This window comes from Amycolatopsis viridis (genome assembly GCF_011758765.1).
GTDB lineage: Bacteria > Actinomycetota > Actinomycetes > Mycobacteriales > Pseudonocardiaceae > Amycolatopsis_E > Amycolatopsis_E viridis.
In genome coordinates this window covers 3252881-3270204 of the sequence record NZ_JAANOU010000001.1, presented here as the reverse complement: position 1 = coordinate 3270204, position 17324 = coordinate 3252881, and the positions used below count along the sequence as shown (strand labels likewise).

Annotated in this window: 15 protein-coding genes; 10 read left to right on the top strand and 5 right to left on the bottom strand. The window is 72.1% G+C overall.

The annotated features are described in order from the left end of the window. Positions 1-33: 33 nt before the first annotated feature. The 5 genes from FHX46_RS16280 to FHX46_RS16260 all read left to right on the top strand — a co-directional run bounded on the left by FHX46_RS16280 (position 34) and on the right by FHX46_RS16260 (position 5720). Positions 34-729, top strand: coding sequence for a GntR family transcriptional regulator (locus FHX46_RS16280; RefSeq protein ID WP_167115425.1), 696 nt, complete (start codon positions 34-36; stop codon positions 727-729). Positions 730-816: 87 nt separating this feature from the next. Then, complete coding sequence (locus tag FHX46_RS16275; RefSeq protein ID WP_167115423.1) at positions 817-2514, top strand: CoA-transferase; 1698 nt, start codon at positions 817-819, stop codon at positions 2512-2514. Further along, positions 2511-3332: an enoyl-CoA hydratase/isomerase family protein gene (locus FHX46_RS16270; protein WP_167115420.1), complete on the top strand. Its 822-nt coding sequence runs from the start codon at positions 2511-2513 to the stop codon at positions 3330-3332. The genes FHX46_RS16275 and FHX46_RS16270 overlap by 4 nt, the downstream gene beginning before the upstream one ends. Further along, positions 3329-4219 carry an HpcH/HpaI aldolase/citrate lyase family protein gene (locus FHX46_RS16265; RefSeq protein WP_167115417.1) on the top strand — a complete coding sequence of 297 codons (891 nt, stop codon included), beginning with the start codon at positions 3329-3331 and terminating at the stop codon, positions 4217-4219. Before FHX46_RS16270 ends, FHX46_RS16265 begins: the two co-directional genes overlap by 4 nt. Before the next feature lie 31 nt (positions 4220-4250). Next, on the top strand, positions 4251-5720 hold the full coding sequence (locus FHX46_RS16260; RefSeq protein ID WP_167115414.1) for an aldehyde dehydrogenase: 1470 nt from the start codon (positions 4251-4253) through the stop codon (positions 5718-5720). Between the two features lie 57 nt (positions 5721-5777). Here the strand turns inward: FHX46_RS16260 and FHX46_RS16255 are convergent, their stop codons facing one another. From FHX46_RS16255 to FHX46_RS16235, 5 genes are read right to left on the bottom strand one after another with little or no spacing between them, the layout of a single operon-like run. Continuing rightward, positions 5778-6308 (bottom strand): nuclear transport factor 2 family protein, encoded by a 531-nt coding sequence (locus FHX46_RS16255; RefSeq protein ID WP_167115410.1) that lies wholly within the window; start codon positions 6306-6308, stop codon positions 5778-5780. Position 6309: 1 nt separating this feature from the next. After that, a complete protein-coding gene (locus FHX46_RS16250) occupies positions 6310-7089 on the bottom strand; it encodes an SDR family NAD(P)-dependent oxidoreductase (RefSeq protein ID WP_167115406.1) in 780 nt (259 codons plus the stop codon). Beyond that, a complete protein-coding gene (locus FHX46_RS16245; RefSeq protein WP_167115404.1) occupies positions 7086-7835 on the bottom strand; it encodes an SDR family NAD(P)-dependent oxidoreductase in 750 nt (249 codons plus the stop codon). The genes FHX46_RS16250 and FHX46_RS16245 overlap by 4 nt, the downstream gene beginning before the upstream one ends. Beyond that, on the bottom strand, positions 7832-9757 hold the full coding sequence (locus FHX46_RS16240; protein ID WP_243871287.1) for a flavin-containing monooxygenase: 1926 nt from the start codon (positions 9755-9757) through the stop codon (positions 7832-7834). Before FHX46_RS16240 ends, FHX46_RS16245 begins: the two co-directional genes overlap by 4 nt. Positions 9758-9768: 11 nt before the next feature. Beyond that, the gene (locus tag FHX46_RS16235) at positions 9769-11322 is read right to left on the bottom strand and encodes a class I adenylate-forming enzyme family protein (protein WP_167115398.1); all 1554 of its coding nucleotides are present in this window, start codon (positions 11320-11322) and stop codon (positions 9769-9771) included. 207 nt (positions 11323-11529) lie between these two features. On the opposite strand from FHX46_RS16235, the gene FHX46_RS16230 reads away from it, so the two are divergent. The 5 genes from FHX46_RS16230 to FHX46_RS16210 are packed head-to-tail and all read left to right on the top strand — an operon-like array spanning position 11530 to position 17149. Further along, positions 11530-12009, top strand: a complete 480-nt coding sequence (locus tag FHX46_RS16230; protein WP_167115395.1) for a MaoC family dehydratase — start codon at positions 11530-11532, stop codon at positions 12007-12009. Positions 12010-12037: 28 nt separating this feature from the next. Continuing rightward, positions 12038-13981: an AMP-binding protein gene (locus FHX46_RS16225; protein ID WP_208400165.1), complete on the top strand. Its 1944-nt coding sequence runs from the start codon at positions 12038-12040 to the stop codon at positions 13979-13981. Continuing rightward, a complete protein-coding gene (locus FHX46_RS16220; protein WP_167115389.1) occupies positions 13978-15138 on the top strand; it encodes an acyl-CoA dehydrogenase family protein in 1161 nt (386 codons plus the stop codon). The genes FHX46_RS16225 and FHX46_RS16220 overlap by 4 nt, the downstream gene beginning before the upstream one ends. Further along, entirely contained in the window at positions 15138-16256 is a 1119-nt protein-coding gene (locus tag FHX46_RS16215; protein ID WP_243871286.1) for a zinc-dependent alcohol dehydrogenase, read from the top strand. The genes FHX46_RS16220 and FHX46_RS16215 overlap by 1 nt, the downstream gene beginning before the upstream one ends. Beyond that, positions 16253-17149: an alpha/beta hydrolase gene (locus FHX46_RS16210; RefSeq protein WP_167115385.1), complete on the top strand. Its 897-nt coding sequence runs from the start codon at positions 16253-16255 to the stop codon at positions 17147-17149. Before FHX46_RS16215 ends, FHX46_RS16210 begins: the two co-directional genes overlap by 4 nt. Positions 17150-17324 lie beyond the last annotated feature (175 nt).

Here is a 17324-nt window from a genome sequence, read left to right as displayed (position 1 = left end):
TATCCGCGGTGGTCGACGGAAGGCAGGGCGGGCATGGCACTGGACAACTCGGTCTTCCCGGGGTCGCGCCGGGTGGTTCTCCCGGCCAGTCTCAAGGAAGCCGCCGCCCAGGAGATCCGGCGGCAGGTCTTCGCCGGGGTGCTGCGCCCAGGGGTCCGGATCGACCAGGACGCGGTGGCGGAGCGGCTCGGGATCAGCAAGCTCCCGGTCCGGGAGGCGCTGATCGCGCTCGAGGTCGAGGGGATCATCGAGGTCGTGCCACGCCGCGGTGCGTTCGTCGCCCGGCTGTCCCGGGAGGACGTCCGCGACCAGTACTGGATGCTCGGCGTGATCTCCGGCCTGGCGGCCGAGCGGGCGGCGGCGCGGATGTCACCGGCCAGCCTGGAGGCGCTCGACGAGATCGCCGCGCGGATGGAGACGGAGGTGTCGAGCGAGCGGCTGGACGTGCTCAACTTCGAGTTCCACCGGGTGATCAACCGGGCCTCGCGCTCGCGCCGGCTCGTCTCGGAGCTGAAGGTGCTGGGCAGCGCGATCCCGCACGGGTTCTACGAATCGCACGCCCAGTGGTCGGCCGCGGCGCACGCCGACCACCGGGAGATCATCGACGCGGTGCGGGCGGGGGCGGGGGACGTGGCCCGCAAGCTCACCGAGGACCACTTCCTGCGTGGCGGGAACCGCGCGGTGGCGCTGCTCGAGGAGCGCGGGTTCTGGGACGACGCGGCCGGGTGAGCGGTGGTGTGGCCCAGCGCACTCGTCGAAAGGTAAAATATATTATATGGTCAGGCGGCGAACGTGGCGAGGAACGGGGGTGCCGGCTTGGCGACCGACTTCTGCCGGCTGGACGAGGCGGTGGCCCGCCACGTCCGGCCGGGCGACGCGATCCACGTGATGATGGGCCACTCCCGGTGGAGCGCCCTCGTCCGGGAGATCGCGCGGCAGCACTGGGGCAGGCCGTCGGCCTTCACCCTGATCATGGCGAGCCTGTCTTCGCTCGGGGCCGTGCTCTTCCGCGCGGGCTGCCTGGAGCGGGTCGTCACCGTCTACTCGGGAGACTCGTTCCCCGTGTTCACGCCCAACCCGGTCTTCCAGCAGGCCTACGGCGGCGGCGCGGTGCAGGTGGAGAACTGGTCGTTCCTGAGCTTCATCCAGCGGCTGCGGGCCGCCGCCACCGGGGTGCCCGCGGTGGTGACCGGTTCGGTGCGCGGCTCGTCCATGGCCGCCAACGACGCCTACGACGAAGTGGACACCCGGTTCGGCCGGTTCGGCCTGGTCGCGCCCCTGGCCCCCGACATCGCGGTGGTGCACGCCGCGGTGGCCGACCGGCGGGGCAACCTGGCGATCGCCCCGCCGATGTTCGAAGGCTCGATCGGTGCGTTCGCCGCCCGGCGCGGGGTGCTCGCCACCGTGGAGAAGGTGGTCGACGATCTGCGTGCCTGGTCGCCGCTGGTGCGGATCCCCGCCCACCGGGTACTCGCCGTCGTGGAGGCGCCGTTCGGGGCCCACCCGGGCGGCGTGTTCGCCGGTCCGGCGGGGGCCGCGCTGCCGGTGCGGGGTTACGCCGAGGACGTCCCCTTCTGGATCGACGTGCGCACCGCCACCCGCTCCGAGCGGTTCGACGACTGGATCCGCGAGTGGATCCTCGAACCCGCCGATCACGAGTCCTACCTGGCGAAACTCGGCGGCGACCGGCTGGCGGAACTGGTGCGCGCGGCCGGCGGGCCGTCGCTGGTACCGCGCGGCGACGGCCACGGCGGACCGCCGACCCCCGCCGAGCGCGCGGCGGTCTGGCTGGCCGACCTGCTGGGCGAGCGCATCGCGGCCACCGGCGCGGACGCCGTGCTGGCCGGGGCCGGGCTGGCCAACCTCGCGGCGTGGGTCGGTGTGGCGCGGGCGAAAGCCGCCGGTCACGAGGTCGCGCTGGCCGCCGAACTCGGGCTGTGGGACTACACCCCCACCCCCGGCGACCCGTTCATCTTCAGCTTCGCCAACTTCCCGACCGCCTCGATGCTGCTGGACACCGAGCAGGTGCTGGGCACCCTGGTCAACGGGCCGCGCACCCGCTCGATCGCGTGCGTCGGCGCGGCTGAGATCGACCGCCACGGCAACATCAACACCACCAAGATCGCCGGCGGCCCCCACCTCGTCGGGTCCGGCGGCGCGAACGACGTCGTCACCAACGCCGACGAAACCCTCGTCGTCGGCACGCTGAGTCCCCGCCGGTTCATCGAGCAGTGCGACTACGTCACCAGCCCCGGCGCCCGCGTCCGCGCCGTCGTCACCGACGCCGGCACGCTGACCATGCGCGACGGCGACCTCGTCCTCACCCACGTCGCCCCCGGGCCGGAGCCGCTCGCCGAGCGGATCGCCGCCGTGCGCGCTCGCTGCGGCTGGGACCTGAAGGTGGCCGAGGACGTCCGCGAGCTGCGGCCGGTGACCGCCGAGGACGTCGCCGAGCTGCGCGACCACGACCGGGAGGGGCTCTTCCTCGGCCGCGACAGGAAAGGAAGCACATGAGCCGCTACGCACGTTTCCCCCACCTGCGGGTGGAGGGCCCCGACGAACACGGGGTCATCGAGCTGGTCCTCGACGCGCCCAACCTCAACGCGGTGAGCGAAGCCGCCCACGCGGACCTCGCCGACATCTGGCGCGAGTTCGACCGCGACCCCGACGTGGCCGCCGTCCTGCTCCGCGGCGAGGGCAAGGCGTTCTCGGCCGGCGGCTCGTTCGACCTGGTCGAAAAGCTGTCCACCGACTACGACACCCGCACGCGCACCATGCGCGAGGCGCGGGACCTGGTCTACAACGTCATCGACTGCTCGAAGCCGACGGTCTCGGCCATCCACGGTCCCGCCGTGGGAGCCGGGCTGGTCGCCGGGGTGCTGGCCGACGTGTCGGTGGTCGCCCGGAGCGCGAAGATCGTCGACGGCCACACCCGCCTCGGCGTCGCCGCCGGTGACCACGCCGCCGTGTGCTGGCCGCTGCTGTGCGGCATGGCCAAGGCCAAGTACTACCTCATGACCTGCCGGCCCCTCACCGGCCAGGAAGCCGAGCGCATCGGCCTGGTCTCGCTCTGCGTCGACGAGGAGTCCGAGCTCCTGCCCACGGCCCGGGAGATCGCCCGCGAGCTGGCCGCCGGGGCGCCCACCGCGATCCGCTGGACCAAGCAGTCCCTCAACGCGTGGTACCGGCAGATCGCCGGGGCCATCTTCGACTCCTCGCTCGCGCTGGAGTTCTACGGCTTCGGCGGACCCGAGGTGCGCGAAGGCCTCGCGTCCCACCGCGAGCGCCGCAAGCCCGACTTCTCCCGTCCCGTCAAGGAGGACACCCGATGAAGCCCTACCGTTCCCTGCTGTTCGTCCCCGGGCACAAGCCCACCTGGGCCGACAAGGCGCTCGCGTCGGGTACCGACGCGGTGATCCTCGACCTCGAGGACTCGGTGCCGGCCGGGGACAAGGCGGACGCCCGCAAGACGGTCGTGGAGACACTGGACCGGCTGGCCGACGCCGCCCGGGCCGACCTGTGGGTCCGGCCCAACAGCTCCGTCAGCGGCCTGCTCGGAGCCGACCTGGAGGCCGTGGTGCGGCCGGGGCTGGCCGGGCTGTTCCTGCCGAAGGTGTTCGACGCGCAGGAGATCGTGCGGATCGACGCCGTGGTGTCGCACCTGGAGGAGCGGGAAGGGCTCGCGCCGGGCTCGGTCGGGCTGATCGTGAGCTACGAGACCGCGGTGTCGATGGCTCACTGCGAGGAGATCGCCACCGCCAGCCCGCGGGTGGCCAGCCTGCTCGGCGCGACCGGTCCCAACGCCGACGTCGGGCGCGAGCTCGGGTTCGAGTTCACCCCCGCCGGGCTGGAGACCCTGTACCTGCGCAGCCGCATCGTCCTCGCCGCCCGCGCGGCCGGCCTGCACCACCCGCTCGCCGGCGTGTGGCAGGACATCCGGGACCTCGACGGGTTCCGCCGCTTCTGCGAGGACAACCGCGGGCTGGGCTACCGCGGGATGGTCTGCATCCACCCCTCCCACGTCGCGGTGGCCAACGAGGTCTTCACGCCGTCGCCGGAGAAGGTGGAGTTCTACCGGCGCATGATCGACGCGTTCCGCAAGGCCGAGGCCGGAGGCAGCGCGGCGGTGGACTTCGAAGGCCAGCACATCGACCTCGCCCACGTGAAGACGGCCGAAGGCGTCATCGAGCTCGCCGAAGCCGTGGCGCGGCACGGCTGAACCCACTCCCCACCGTTCAAAGGAGAACGACATGGTCTGGCAAGAAAACTACGCGAAGCTGTTCATCGGCGGCCGGTGGGTGGATCCGGCGACCGATGAGAAGATCGAGGTGATCTCCCCGTTCACCGAAGAGGTCGTGGCGCGCGTGCCCGCGGGGTCGCGGTCCGATGTGGACCGCGCGGTGGCCGCGGCGCGGGAGGCGTTCGACCGCGGCCCGTGGCCCGGCATGAGCCTGGCGGAGCGCAGTGACGTGCTCCGGCGGGTCAGCGCCGCGCTGGCCGAGCACCAGGACACCGTGGCCGCGCTGGTCAGCGACGAGATGGGCTGCCCTATCAGCCTCTCCCGGACCATGCAGTCCGCCGGCGCGCGGCTGCTGCTGGACAGCTTCCTCGAGCTGGCGCCGCGGTACGAGTGGACCACGGTGCGGCGCTCGGCCACCGGCAACGCGCTGGTGACGCGCGAACCGGTCGGCGTGGTGGGAGCGGTGATCCCGTGGAACGCGCCGCTGCTGGTGACGATGCTGAAGCTGGGGCCCGCGCTGCTGTCCGGGTGCACGGTCGTGCTGAAGCCGTCGCCGGAGGCGCCGCTGGACTCCTACCTGTTCGCGGAGATGCTGCAGTCGGCCGGGCTGCCGGACGGGGTGGTCAACATCGTGCCCGCGCACCGCGACGTGAGCGAGTACCTCGTCACCCACCCCGGCGTGGACAAGGTGTCCTTCACCGGCTCCACGGCCGCGGGGCGGCGGATCGCGGCCCTGTGCGGGCAGGACCTGCGGCGGGTGACGCTGGAGCTGGGCGGCAAGTCCGCCGCGGTCATCCTCGACGACGCCGACCTCGACCTGGCCGTGCAGCAGATCCGGGCGCTGTCGTTGCGCAACACCGGCCAGGCGTGCAGCAACAAGACCCGGATCGTGGTCTCGCGCACCCGGGAGCGGGAGCTGCTGGAGCGGCTGACCGCGATGGTCGCGGAGATGCCGATCGGGGACCCCGCCGATCCGGTCACCCAGGTCGGCCCCCTGGTGAGCGCGCGGCAGCGGGCCACTGTGGAGAGATACTTCGAGATCGGCCGCGGCGAGGGCGCCAAGGTGCTGGTCGGCGGTGGCCGCCCGGCGGGACTGGAGCGCGGCTGGTTCGTCGAACCGACCATCTTCACCGACGTCGCCCCGGACATGCGCATCGCGCAGGAGGAGATCTTCGGCCCGGTGCTGTCCGTGCTGTCCTTCGACAGCGAGGACGAGGCCGCCGCCATCGCGAACAACTCCACCTACGGGCTCAACGGCTCGGTGTTCACCGCCGACCCCGAGCACGCCCTGGCGTTCGCCCGCCGGATCCGCACCGGGACGGTCGAACTGAACGGCAACGTCGTCGGGTTCCACGCGCCCATCGGCGGGTTCAAGTGCAGCGGGATCGGGCGTGAGGCCGGTCTGGAGGGCTTCGACGCCTACGTCGAGATCAAGTCCTACGGCGTGTCGCCGGAGATGGCGGAGGCGCTGGCGTCCTGAGCGCGGGGAAGGGGCGGAACGGCCACGGCCGTTCCGCCCCTTCCCCGCGCCGATGGGTCAGTCGTGCATCAGAGCGTCGCGGCCGGCGCCGGTGACGAAGTCGCCGTCACGCCGGCCGCCCTGGACGAAGGCGCCACTGGCCACACCGGACAGCGCCCACGGTTCGAGCACGGTCGAGCCGCTCCAGTCGTGGATCATCTGGCGGTAGGCGATGCGCCAGGTCCCGTCGCGCCGCTCGACGCGGTCGACGTACCGGCCGCAGAACACGTTGACCTGGTCGCTGCCGGTCTGCTTCTGGAAGGTCAGCACGATCGCCTCGGAGAACGCGCGGTCGCCGTCGACCTCGACGAGGTGGTTGGTGACCGCGTGCGTGGTCCACTCGGTCGTGGCGAGCTTCGCCGCGACGATCCGGTCGGCGAACTCCCACGCCGGGCCGGCGTCCGCGCCGTGGTTGTCGTAGGCGTCCGGCCAGAACGCCTCCTTGACGAGCGCGGCGTCGCACCGGTCGATGCCGCGGCAGTAGGTCAGCAGCAGGTCGGCGATCGCCTGCTTGGCCGACAGCTCCTCCAGTCGCGCGTTGGAGATCACGTCATGCCTCCTCGGGCCGGGGGGACAGCTCCGCCCCGTAGTAACCGGCGGTCCAGCCGCCGTCGACCGGGACGACCGTCCCGTTGACGAAGTCCGACTCCGGACCGCTCAGGAACACCACCGGCCGCGCGATCTCCTCGGGCCGCGACCAGCGCCGCATCGGCGTGTTCGCGCGGATCGAGGAGGTCATGCCGGGGCTGGCGAAGAAGAAGCTCGTCATCGGGGTCTCCACGACGCCGGGGGCGACGGCGTTGCACCAGATGCCCCGGTCACCGAACTCCACCGTGATGTTCTTGGTGAGCATGATCAGGCCGGCCTTGGCGGCGCTGTAGGCCGCGCGGTCGCGGAACGCGGCGAGCCCGGCCATCGAGGCGATGTTGACGATCTTGCCCCGGCCCTGCTCGGCCATCAGCGGGATCGCGGCCCGGCACAGCACGAACGGGGCGACCAGGTCGACGTCCAGCGTGCGCCGCCACTGCGCCGGCGTGAGGTCGAGCATCGGGGCGACCTGGCGGACCCCGGCGTTGTTGACCAGGATGTCCAGCGACCCGAACTCGTCCCGCACGCGCGCCGGCAGCGCCGCCGCGGCGTCGTCGTCGGCGAGATCGGTGACGAAGGTGGCCGCGCCGTCGCCGAGGCCGCTCGCAACCTCGTCCAGCGCGGACCCGTCGACGTCGGTGAGCGCGACCCGCGCCCCGGCCTCCCGCAGCGCGCGGCAGATCGCCACGCCGACACCGCCGGCGGCCCCGGTGACGAGCGCGACCTTTCCCTCCAGTGTCATGACGCCACCCGCAGCGCCTGGCCGGTGACGTGCCGGCTGTCGCCCGAGGCGAGGAAGAGGATCACGTCGGCGACCTCGTCCGGCTCGCCGTCCCGGCCCAGCGGCCGCCGCGCACGGTAGGCGTCGACGTACTCGGCGGCGACCCCGGCGGTGAGGCGCTCGTTCCAGATCAGGCCCGGGATGACCGCGTTGCAGCGGATCCCCCACTGGGCGCCCTCCACCGCCAGTGCGCGGGTCAGCCCGAGCACACCGGCCTTCGCCGCGGCGTAGGCGACCTCACCGAAGGGCACCGGGGCTTCGGCCGCGAGCGAGGAAATGTTGACGATGGCCGGGGCGGCCGATTTCCGCAGCAGCGGCCAGGCCGCGCGGGCGTGCAGGAAGTGCGAGGTCAGCGACGTGTCCAGGACCCGGCGCCAGGTGTCCAGGCCGGTGCCGGGGAACTCCGCCAGCAGGTTGAGCCCGACGCTGTTGACCAGGACGTCCAGCCGCCCGTGCACGGCCGCGACCTCGGCGAGCAGCGCGTCGACCGCGTGCTCGTCGGCCGCGTCGGCGACGCGGGCGAGCACCCGGTCGCCGTGGCCGGACTGGGCCAGCTCCGCCTGGAACTTGGCCAGCCGCCGCTCGCTCACGTCGGTGATCACCACGGTGGCGTCCTCGGCCAGCAGGCGCCGGGTGACGGCCGCGCCGATCCCCGCCCCCGCGGCGGCGTTGACCAGCGCGACCGTGCCGGTGAACCGGTTCGTCATCGCGGACCTCCCGCTCCGGGGCCGTCGAGGTGGTAGTCCGACAGCACGGCCTCCTTCGTCATCTGCCACCAGTCGATGACCCGCCACGGGTTGGCCACCACCACGCGGCCGCGGGAGTTGCGGTAGTAGGTGGTGAACCCGGGCTGGGTCCAGATCATCCGCTCGTGCGCGGCGTCCACGTCCTCGTTGTACTTGTCGCTGACCTCGGCGCGGACCTCGGCGACCGTGGCGCCCGCGTCGAACATCTGCCCGAGCAGGCTCAGCACGTACCGCATCTGGCACTCGAGGTAGAAGATCAGGCTGCCGCCGTGACCGGCCTGGGTGTTGGGGCCGTAGAGGCAGAACAGGTTGGGAAAGCCCGGCACCGTCGTGCCCAGGTAGGCGCGCGCGTCGTCGCCGTGCCACACGTCGCCGAGGGTGCGGCCGCCGCGCCCGGTCAGCTCCACCGACGACAGGAAGCGCACCACGTCGAACCCGGTGGCGAACACGATGACGTCCAGTTCCACCTCGCGTCCGGACACCAGCCGGATGCCGTGCTCGGTGATCTCGGCGATCGAGTCGGTCACCAGCTCGACGTCGTCCCGCTTCAGCGTGCGGTACCAGCCGTTGTCCAGCAGGATGCGCTTGCCGAACGGCGGGTAGGACGGGGTGACCTTCTCGACCAGGTCGGGACGGCCCGCCAGTTCGGCGGAGATGTACCGGGTGAAGAACCGGCGGTGGCCCTCGTTGATCGCGTTGATGGACCGGTCCTGGTGCGGCCAGTCCGGGTCCTTCTGCAACGCCTGGTAGAGGGTGTCGTTGAGCACCCAGGCCAGCCGCTGCCGGTACCACGACCGGTACAGCGGGACCTCGCGGAGCAGGAACCGGACCGGATCCGGGACCGGCACCCGGAACTTCTCGAACGGCGCCACCCAGTGGGCCGACCGCTGGAACACGGTGAGGAACTCCGCGGTACCGGCGATCGCGGGGACGACCTGCATCGCGCTCGCGCCGTTGCCGATCACGCCGACGCGCTTGCCGGCCAGGTCCAGATCCTCGGGCCAGGTCGCGGTGTGGCACCACGTGCCGGCGAACCGGTCGAGCCCTGGCACGTCCGGCAGTTTCCGCTTGCCGAACGCGCCGACCCCGCTGATCAGGATGTCGGCCCGCAGCACCTCACGGGTGCCGTCCGGGCCGGTGATCTCGACCGACCACTGCCGGCCGGCCTCGTCCCACCGGGCCGCGGTGGCCCGGGTGGAGAAGCGGGTACAGCTGGGGATGTCCCATTCGGCGGCGACCGATTCCAGGTAGGCGTGGATCTCGTCGCGGGTGGCGTAGTAGTACGGCCAGTCGGCGACGACGCCGGAGAAGGAGTAGAGGTGGCTCGGCACGTCCACGCCGCAGCCCGGATACCGGTTGTGCCACCAGGTTCCGCCGACGCGTTCGCCGCTCTCGATGATCGTGCAGGCGATGCCGGCCTGCCGCAGGTGGTGTGCGGCGAGCATGCCCGAGATGCCCGCGCCGATGACGATCGCGGAGGACCCGTCCGGGGGCCGCGGCACGTCCGGCGGGGCGGGCGCGGCGTTCAGGGCGGTGCGCAGGTCGTCGGCGATCATCGGACCGTATTCGCCGGGGATTTCCTCGCCCATCGCCACGGACAGCATCCGGGTCAGCAGGGACTCGTCCGGCTCCGGGATCGCCATGGGGCGTCCGTCGTGCCAGGCGATGATCGCGTCCGCGGCGGCGTGCCGGATCTCCTCCTGCACGTCCCCGGGGAGGCCGCCGGAGTCGTTCTCGCTCAGCCCGCGGCCCCTCGTGGGCCGGTAGGGCTTTTCCAGCCACCGCGTGTCCCCGGTCAGCTGGACCAGGACCATCAGCAGCGTCGGCACGTTCGCGTCGCGGACGGCTCGCCGGACCAGGTCCGCGAAGTCATCCTGGGGCATGCGGTGCTCCTTCATCCGTTGACCAGCCGGGCCCGGCCCTGCCAGTACCGTTCCTTCACCGCGCGGCGCATGATCTTGCCGGTGCCCGTCTTCGGCAGTTCGCTGACGAACTCGACGCTGCGCGGGCGCTTGTAGGCGGCGATCGTGCCGAGGCAGGCCCGGTCGATCTCGTCCCGGGTCACCGTGGCCCCGCCGCGCGGGACGACCACCGCGTGCACGGTTTCGCCCCACCGCTCGTCGGGGATGCCGACCACGGCGACCTCCGCCACGCCGGGCACCGTGTAGATGGCGTTCTCCACCTCGGCGGGATAGACGTTGAAGCCGCCGGAAACGATCATGTCCTTCTTGCGGTCGACGACGTGCAGGTAGCCCTCGGACATGCGCCCGACGTCGCCGGTGGCCACCCACCCGCCGTCGCGGATGGCGGCCGCTGTCTCGTCCGGGAGGTTCCAGTACCCGGCCATGCGGGCGTCGCCGCGCAGCTGGATCTCGCCCTCCTCGCCGTCCTCGGCGAGACGGCCACCGGGGGTGACCAGGCGCATCTCGATGAACGGGCTCACCCGGCCCGCCGAGCCGAGGCGGGCGGGCAGCTCGCCGTCCGGGTCGAACACGTGGTCCGGTTTGGACAGCCAGGACGACCACGGCATCTCGGTGAGCCCGTAGGACTGGACGAAGACCGGGCCGAACAGCTTGATCGCCCGCGCCAGCCGGTCCGGTGCGATGGGGGAGCCGCCGTAGAGCACGGTGTGCACGCTGGAGACGTCGGCCTCGCCCGCCTCCAGGACCGGCAGCAGCATGTTGATCATCGTCGGGACCAGGGGCAGGACCGTCGCGCGGTGCTGCTGGACGACGCGGAGGTACTCCGCCGGCTCGAACCGGCCGAGGGCGATCTGGCGGGCGCCGCGCGTGAAGCCGGCCAGCATCGCGTACCCGCTGAGGTGCGTGAGCGGGGCGGTGTGCACGAGGACGTCGCGATCGCCCAGCCCCGGCAGCTCGACCAGCACGTTCCGGATGATCGACAGCAGGCTGTGGTGGGTGTGGATGACGCCTTTGGGGCGCCCGCTGGTGCCGGACGTGTAGGGCATCCACGCGATGTCGGCGGGGGAGACCTCGGCGGGTTCGGCTTCCGCACCGCCGAACAGCGAGCCGTAGGGGACGCCCGGCCCGTCGCCGTCGAAGTTCACCAGCGTGACGTCCGCGCCGACCGCACCGGCGATTTCGGCGACGCGCTCGCCGTCCACGACGACGATGTGCGCCCCGGAGTCGGCGACGATGTCGGCGATCTCCTTCGGGTGCAGGCGGTAGCTGAGCGCGACGCGGACGAACCCGCCGATCGCCAGCGCGTGGTCCAGGGTGAAGCACTCCGGCCGGTTCTTGGTCAGGACGACGATGCGGTCCCCGTGGCGGGCACCCTGGTTTCGCAGGCCGGTCACCAGAAGCCGCGCGTCGCGGCCCAGCTCCGCGTAGGTGGTCGTCGTCCCGGACACGTCCACGACGGCGGGCAGGTCGGCGAATTCGGTGTAGCCGCGGCGCAGCACCGAGGCGACGGTGGGGCCGGAGTCCATCCGGGCACCTCCTGTGGGTGAACGGGTTTTCCGGGTGCAGTGGGCCGTCCGCGGGGGGAGCCGTGCCGGATTGGCGAGATACTATATTTAATACTTCGTTAGAGCAAGGTTGCCGGACGGCTGGCGGGCTCCCGGGCCGGCGGGGTTGACCCCGGCCGCGCCGCCATGTAAACATAAAATATATTTTCGGTAGGAGTGGAGGGTGCCATGCCCGGCCTGTATTTCGAGGAGTTCGAGCCCGGCGCGGTGATCGAGCACGCGACCCGGCGGACGGTCACCGAGGCGGACAACGTGCTGTTCAGCACGCTGACGCTGAACCTCGCCCCGCTGCACCTCGACGCGGAGTACAGCAAGAACACCATCTTCGGCCAGCGGCTGGTCAACAGCCTGTTCATCCTGGGCCTGGTCTCCGGCGTCACGGTTCCGGACACCACGCAGGGCACGACGCTGGGCAACCTCGGCTTCCAGGAGGTCAAGTTCCCGAACCCGGTGTTCCACGGCGACACCATCCGCGCGCGCACCGAGATCGTGAGCAAGCGCGAGTCCAAGAGTCGCGGTGACTCGGGCATCGTCGTCTTCCGGCACCTGGGCATCAACCAGCGTGACGAGATCGTCTGCGACGCCACCCGCGTCGGCCTGATGCTCAAGCGGTCGGCCGCGGATCAGGCCGCCACCGCCGCGTCGTGACCGGCGCCCGACGAGGAGAACCATGCCAGTGACCGAAGACACGGGCACCGCGTACGCCTGGGTGCCCGGCGCGGCGGAACGCGAGCGCAGCCGCCTCCTGGCGGCGATGCGGCGCTGGGGACACGACAGCGTCGAGGAGTTGCACCGGGCGTCGGTCGAGGACCCCGAGTGGTTCTGGCGCGCGGTGGTCGAGGATCTCGGCGTCGCCTTCGACGAGCCGTTCGAGCGGGTCCGCGACGACAGCGAGGGCAAGCCCTTCCCGCGCTGGTTCCCCGGCGGCCGGGTCAACGCCGCGGTGCTCTGCGCGCACCGCCACGCGGTGGGTGAGCGGGCCGGCAAGACCGCCGTGGTCTACGAGGGCGACAGCGGGCAGCGACGCTCGCTGACCTACGCCCAGCTGTCCCAGCAGGTGCGCCGGTTCGCCGCCAACCTGGCGCGTCTCGGCGTCCGGGCGGGCGACCGGGTGGTGCTGTACGTGCCGGTCGTGCCGGAGTCGGTGGTGGCGTTCCTGGGCATCGCGATGATCGGGGCGGTGGCCGTTCCGGCCTTCACCGGTTACGGCGCCGAGGCGCTGGCCACGCGCCTGCAGGACTCCGAGGCGGTTCTCCTGGTCACGGCCGACGGCACCACCCGGCGCGGCAAGCGCGTGCCGCTGAAGGAGGTCGCCGACGAGGCGCTGGAATCGGCGCCCTCGGTCCGGCACGTGGTGGTGGTCCGCCACCTCGCGCACGGCGTGGAGATGCGTGCCGGGCGCGACGTCTACTGGGACGAGCTCGCGGCCGATCCGGAGCCGGTCGGCACGGCCGCCACCGAGTCCGACGACCCGCTCGCGATCGTCTACACCTCCGGCACCACCGGCAAGCCGAAGGGGATCGTGCACTCCCACGCCGGCCTGGCGGTGAAGGCCGCGGTCGACTTCGCCTACGGCTTCGACGTGCACGACGACGACGTGGTCTCCTGGATCACCGACATGGGGTGGCTCGTGGGCCCGCTGCTCATCATGGGGCCGCTCCAGCTCGGGGCCACGATCGTGATGATCGAGGGCGTGCCGGTCCACCCGCACCCCGGCCGGATGTGGGACATCGTCGAGCGCAACGGCGTCACCGTGCAGGGCATCGCGCCCACCGCCGCACGGGCGATCATGGCGAGCAGCGACGGGTCCTTCGCCGACCTGGGCACGTTGCGCGCCTTCGTGTCCACCGGGGAGGCGTGGGACGAGCCGACCTGGTGGTGGTTGTTCAAGGAGGTCGGGCTGTCCACCCGCCCGATCATCAACTACAGCGGCGGTACCGAGGTCGGGGGCGGGCTGCTCGTCGGCTACCCGTTCCTGCCGATGAAACCGGCCTCGTTCAACGGGCCGCTGCCCGGCGTCGACGCGGCCGTCCTGGACGCCGACGGCGCCCCGGTGGTGGGTGAGGTCGGGGAGCTGACCGTGCGCAACACGTTCCCCGGCATGACGCACGCCTTCTGGCGCGACCGGGACCGGTACCTGGAGACGTACTGGAGCCGCTGGGACGGCGTCTGGCTGCACGGCGATCTGGCCAGTGTGGACGGTGACGGCACCTGGCGCATCCACGGCCGCTCCGACGACACGATCAAGCTCTCCGGACGGCGGGTCGGCCCGGCGGAGATCGAGACGGCGTTGCTGAAGGACAGCCGCATCGCGGAGGCGGCGGTCATCGGCGTGCCGGACCAGCGGCGCGGCCAGCGCGCCGTCGCGTTCGTGGTGCTGCGCGAGCGCGCCGTCGACCAGGCCGATCTGGAGGCGACCGCGCTGCGCAACGCGGGCCGCTCCTTCGCGCCCGTGCTGCACGTCGTGCCGACGCTGCCGAAGACCAAGAACGGCAAGATCATGCGCCGCGCCATCCGGGCCCGGCACCTGGGCGAGCCGGTGGGCGACCTGTCCTCGCTCGACCCGGCCACGCCGCTGACCGACATCCCCGTTTCCGCCGAGCAGGAGGACCACCGATGACCGCGGAAGAGAGCAGCGTCGACATCGTCCGGAAGGCCACGCGTGAGCTGGCGCGGAAGTTCGACAACGACTACTGGCTGGAGAAGGACCGCAAGCACGAATACCCGTGGGAGTTCGTCAAGACCTTCGCCGAGGGCGGCTGGCTGGGCGCGATGATCCCCGAGGAGTACGGCGGGATCGGGCTCGGGCTGACCGAGGCCGGCGTGATGATGTCCGAGATCGCCGCGTCCGGCGCCGGCATGAGCGGCGGCTCGGCGATCCACTTCTACGTGTTCCCGCCGGCGCCCATCGTGCGGCACGGCTCGGAGGAGATGAAGCGGGAGTGGCTGCCGAAGCTCGCCAGGGGCGAGATCCTGATGGCCTTCGGTGTCACCGAGCCGACGGCCGGCGTGGACACCTCGCGCATCAAGACCAAGGCCACCAGGATCGACGGCGGCTGGGTGGTCAACGGCCAGAAGGTGTGGATCACCAACGCGCAGAACGCGCACAAGATCCTGCTGCTGGCCCGCACCTCGCCGCGCCGCGAGGACAAGCCGCTGCACGGGATGACCCTGTTCTTCACCGACCTGAACCGCGAGCGGATCACGGTGCGGGAGATCGAGAAGCTGGGCCGCGCCGCGATCGACTCCAACGAGCTGTTCATCGACAACCTCGAGGTCGGCGACGACGAGGTGGTCGGTGAGGTCGACAAGGGCTTCTACTACCTGCTCGACGGCCTGAACCCGGAGCGCACGGTGGTCGGGCTCGAGGGCATCGGGCTCGGCCGGGCGGCGCTGGAGCTGGCCACCAAGTACGCCAACGACCGCGTGGTGTTCGACCGGCCGATCGGCAAGAACCAGGCGGTGGCGCACCCGCTGGCCGACGCCTGGATTCGGCTGGAGGCGGCCGAGCTGATGTGCATGAAGGCGGCCGGGCTGTTCGACGCGCACCAGCCCTGCGGCCCAGAGTCGGCGGCCGCGAAGTTCCTCGGCGCGGAGGCGGGCTGGCAGGCGTGCGACCGGGCGCTGTCCACGCACGGCGGCTTCGGGTATGCGAAGGAGTACCACATCGAACGGCTGTGGCGGGAGGTGCGGCTGCTGCGCAACGCGCCGTTCTCGCAGGAGATGGTGCTGAACTACATCTCGACGCAGGTCCTCGGCCTGCCGCGGGCCTACTGATGGCCACGGCGCGGGCCGCGGTCCAGGTGGCCGATCGCCGCTACGAGATCCAGGAGTTCCCCCTGCCCCGGATCGGCCCGGACGAGGCGCTGCTGCGGGTCGACGCCTGCGGCATGTGCGGCAGCGACGTCGAGCAGTACGACGGCGGGTTCGCCGCGCTCGGTGTCGCCTACCCGCTGATCCCCGGCCACGAACCGGTCGGGACGATCGCCGAGATCGGGGCCGAGGCGGCGCGGCGCTGGCGGGTGCGGGTCGGCGACCGGGTCGCGGTCGAACCGGTCCTGGGCTGCGGTTCCTGCCGCGCCTGCCTGACCGGGAACTACCGCCGCTGCGTCAGTTCGCGCCACGGCGCGGCGATCAACGCCTACGGCTACCTGCCGACGAGCGCCGGACCGGGCCTGTGGGGCGGCTACGCGGAGTACCTGTACCTCGACCCGCGGACCGTGCTGCACAAACTGGACCCGGACCTCCCGCTCGAGCTGGCCGCGCTCTACCAGCCGATGGCCGCCGGCCTGCGGTGGTTCGCGTTCGACTCCGGCCTGCGGGCCGGGGACACGGTCGTGGTCCTGGGCTGCGGGCAGCGCGGCCTGGCCGGCGTGGTCGCCGCACGGGAGGCCGGGGCGGGCCGCATCATCGTGACCGGGCTCGCCCGGGACGCGCACAAGCTCGAGCTCGCCCGCAGGCTCGGTGCGGACGTCACCGTCGTCGCCGACACCGAGGACACCGTCGCCGCGGTCGCCGAGGCGACCGGCGGCGAGGGGGCGGACGTCGTCGTGGACGTGACCGCGGTGGCGACCCAGCCGATCGTGGACGCCGTCGAGATCGCCAAGCCGGGGGCGACGGTCGTGCTGGCCGGGGTGAAGGGATCGGGCGCGACGGTGAGCGGGCTGGCCCCGGATCGGATCGTGACGAAGGAGCTGACCGTGAAGGGCCTGTGGTCACAGGACATCCGCGCGTTCGAGCCCGCGCTGCGGCTGATCGAGTCGCGGCGGTACCCGCTGGAGTTGCTGCACACGCACACGTTCGGTCTGGAGCAGGTGCCGCTGGCCGTCGAGACCCTCGCCGGCCGCGTGCCCGGGGAGGACGCCGTGCACGTGATGATCGCGCCGGGCGCGTGACCACGGTGGACGGCGTGCCGGCGCGCCTGCTGGAGTTCCAGCGCACGCTCAAGGTGCGCGATGGGGAAACGGTCCGTGACCTGCTGGCGTCCTTCGACGGCTACACCAACGCCGAGGGGCCCCGGGTCGCGGCTGTCACGCATGGCGTCCCAGTGCGGGAGATCGCCGGCTGGCGGGTGACCGCCGACGTGTACCGGCCGGCCGGCGACCCGCCGTTTCCCACGCTGCTGTTCCTGCACGGCGGCGCGTGGGTGCTCGGTGCGCCGGCCAGCCACCGCAGGCTCGCGGCGGATCTCGCCGCGCTGGGCCTGCTCACCGTCGTCCTCGACTACCGGCGTGCGCCACGGCACCGGTTCCCGGCGGCGGTCGAGGACACCGTGCACGCTCTGGGCTGGGTGCGGGAGCACGCCGCCGGTCTCGGCGGCGATCCGGCACGGGTGCTCGTCGGGGGCGATTCCGCGGGGGCGAACCTGGCCGCCGCCGCATTGGCGTCCGGGCACGGGGCAGGGGTCGCGGCGGCCCTGCTGTGCTACGGCATCTACGACGTCCACCGCGCGCTGCCCGTCCTGGCCGACCTCCTCGGCGGTGCCGAGGTGGACACGCAGCAGTACCTGGAACCGGCCGACGCGCGGCGGCTGACCGACGACCCGCGCCTGCACCCCGAGCGGTACTGCGCGCATTTCCCGCCGTCGCTGGTGCTGGCCGGGGAAGACGATCCGCTCTTCGGCGAGTCGGTCGCGCTCGCGGACCGGCTGGCCGCGGCCGCCGTCCCGCACCGGTTCGTCCCGGTGCCGGGCGCGCCCCACGGGTTCCTGCAGCTGCCGACCCACCCCGGGCACCGTCGCGGGCTGCGCGCCATCGCCGGCTTCCTCCGGGAGCACCTGGAGCGGTGACGCGCAGTCACCGTCGGAATCCCGTGATCGAGGGGATTCCGAAGTGTCCACTTTGGAACACCATGCGGCCGCGTCCCACGTTCGGGTGCACTGCGCCGGGGTCGCGGCGACGCTCTTGACCATAAAATATTTTCCATATACGTTTCCCGGCAATCCGGCAGCGGTGACCGCGCCG

Coding starts and splice junctions, on each gene's coding strand:
- FHX46_RS16280 (WP_167115425.1), top strand. CDS start 34: ATGGCACTGGACAACTCGGTCTTCCCGGGGTCGCGCCGGGTGGTTCTC.
- FHX46_RS16270 (WP_167115420.1), top strand. CDS start 2,511: ATGAGCCGCTACGCACGTTTCCCCCACCTGCGGGTGGAGGGCCCCGAC.
- FHX46_RS16265 (WP_167115417.1), top strand. CDS start 3,329: ATGAAGCCCTACCGTTCCCTGCTGTTCGTCCCCGGGCACAAGCCCACC.
- FHX46_RS16260 (WP_167115414.1), top strand. CDS start 4,251: ATGGTCTGGCAAGAAAACTACGCGAAGCTGTTCATCGGCGGCCGGTGG.
- FHX46_RS16250 (WP_167115406.1), bottom strand. CDS start 7,089: ATGACACTGGAGGGAAAGGTCGCGCTCGTCACCGGGGCCGCCGGCGGT.
- FHX46_RS16245 (WP_167115404.1), bottom strand. CDS start 7,835: ATGACGAACCGGTTCACCGGCACGGTCGCGCTGGTCAACGCCGCCGCG.
- FHX46_RS16240 (WP_243871287.1), bottom strand. CDS start 9,757: ATGCCCCAGGATGACTTCGCGGACCTGGTCCGGCGAGCCGTCCGCGAC.
- FHX46_RS16235 (WP_167115398.1), bottom strand. CDS start 11,322: ATGGACTCCGGCCCCACCGTCGCCTCGGTGCTGCGCCGCGGCTACACC.
- FHX46_RS16230 (WP_167115395.1), top strand. CDS start 11,530: ATGCCCGGCCTGTATTTCGAGGAGTTCGAGCCCGGCGCGGTGATCGAG.
- FHX46_RS16220 (WP_167115389.1), top strand. CDS start 13,978: ATGACCGCGGAAGAGAGCAGCGTCGACATCGTCCGGAAGGCCACGCGT.
- FHX46_RS16215 (WP_243871286.1), top strand. CDS start 15,138: ATGGCCACGGCGCGGGCCGCGGTCCAGGTGGCCGATCGCCGCTACGAG.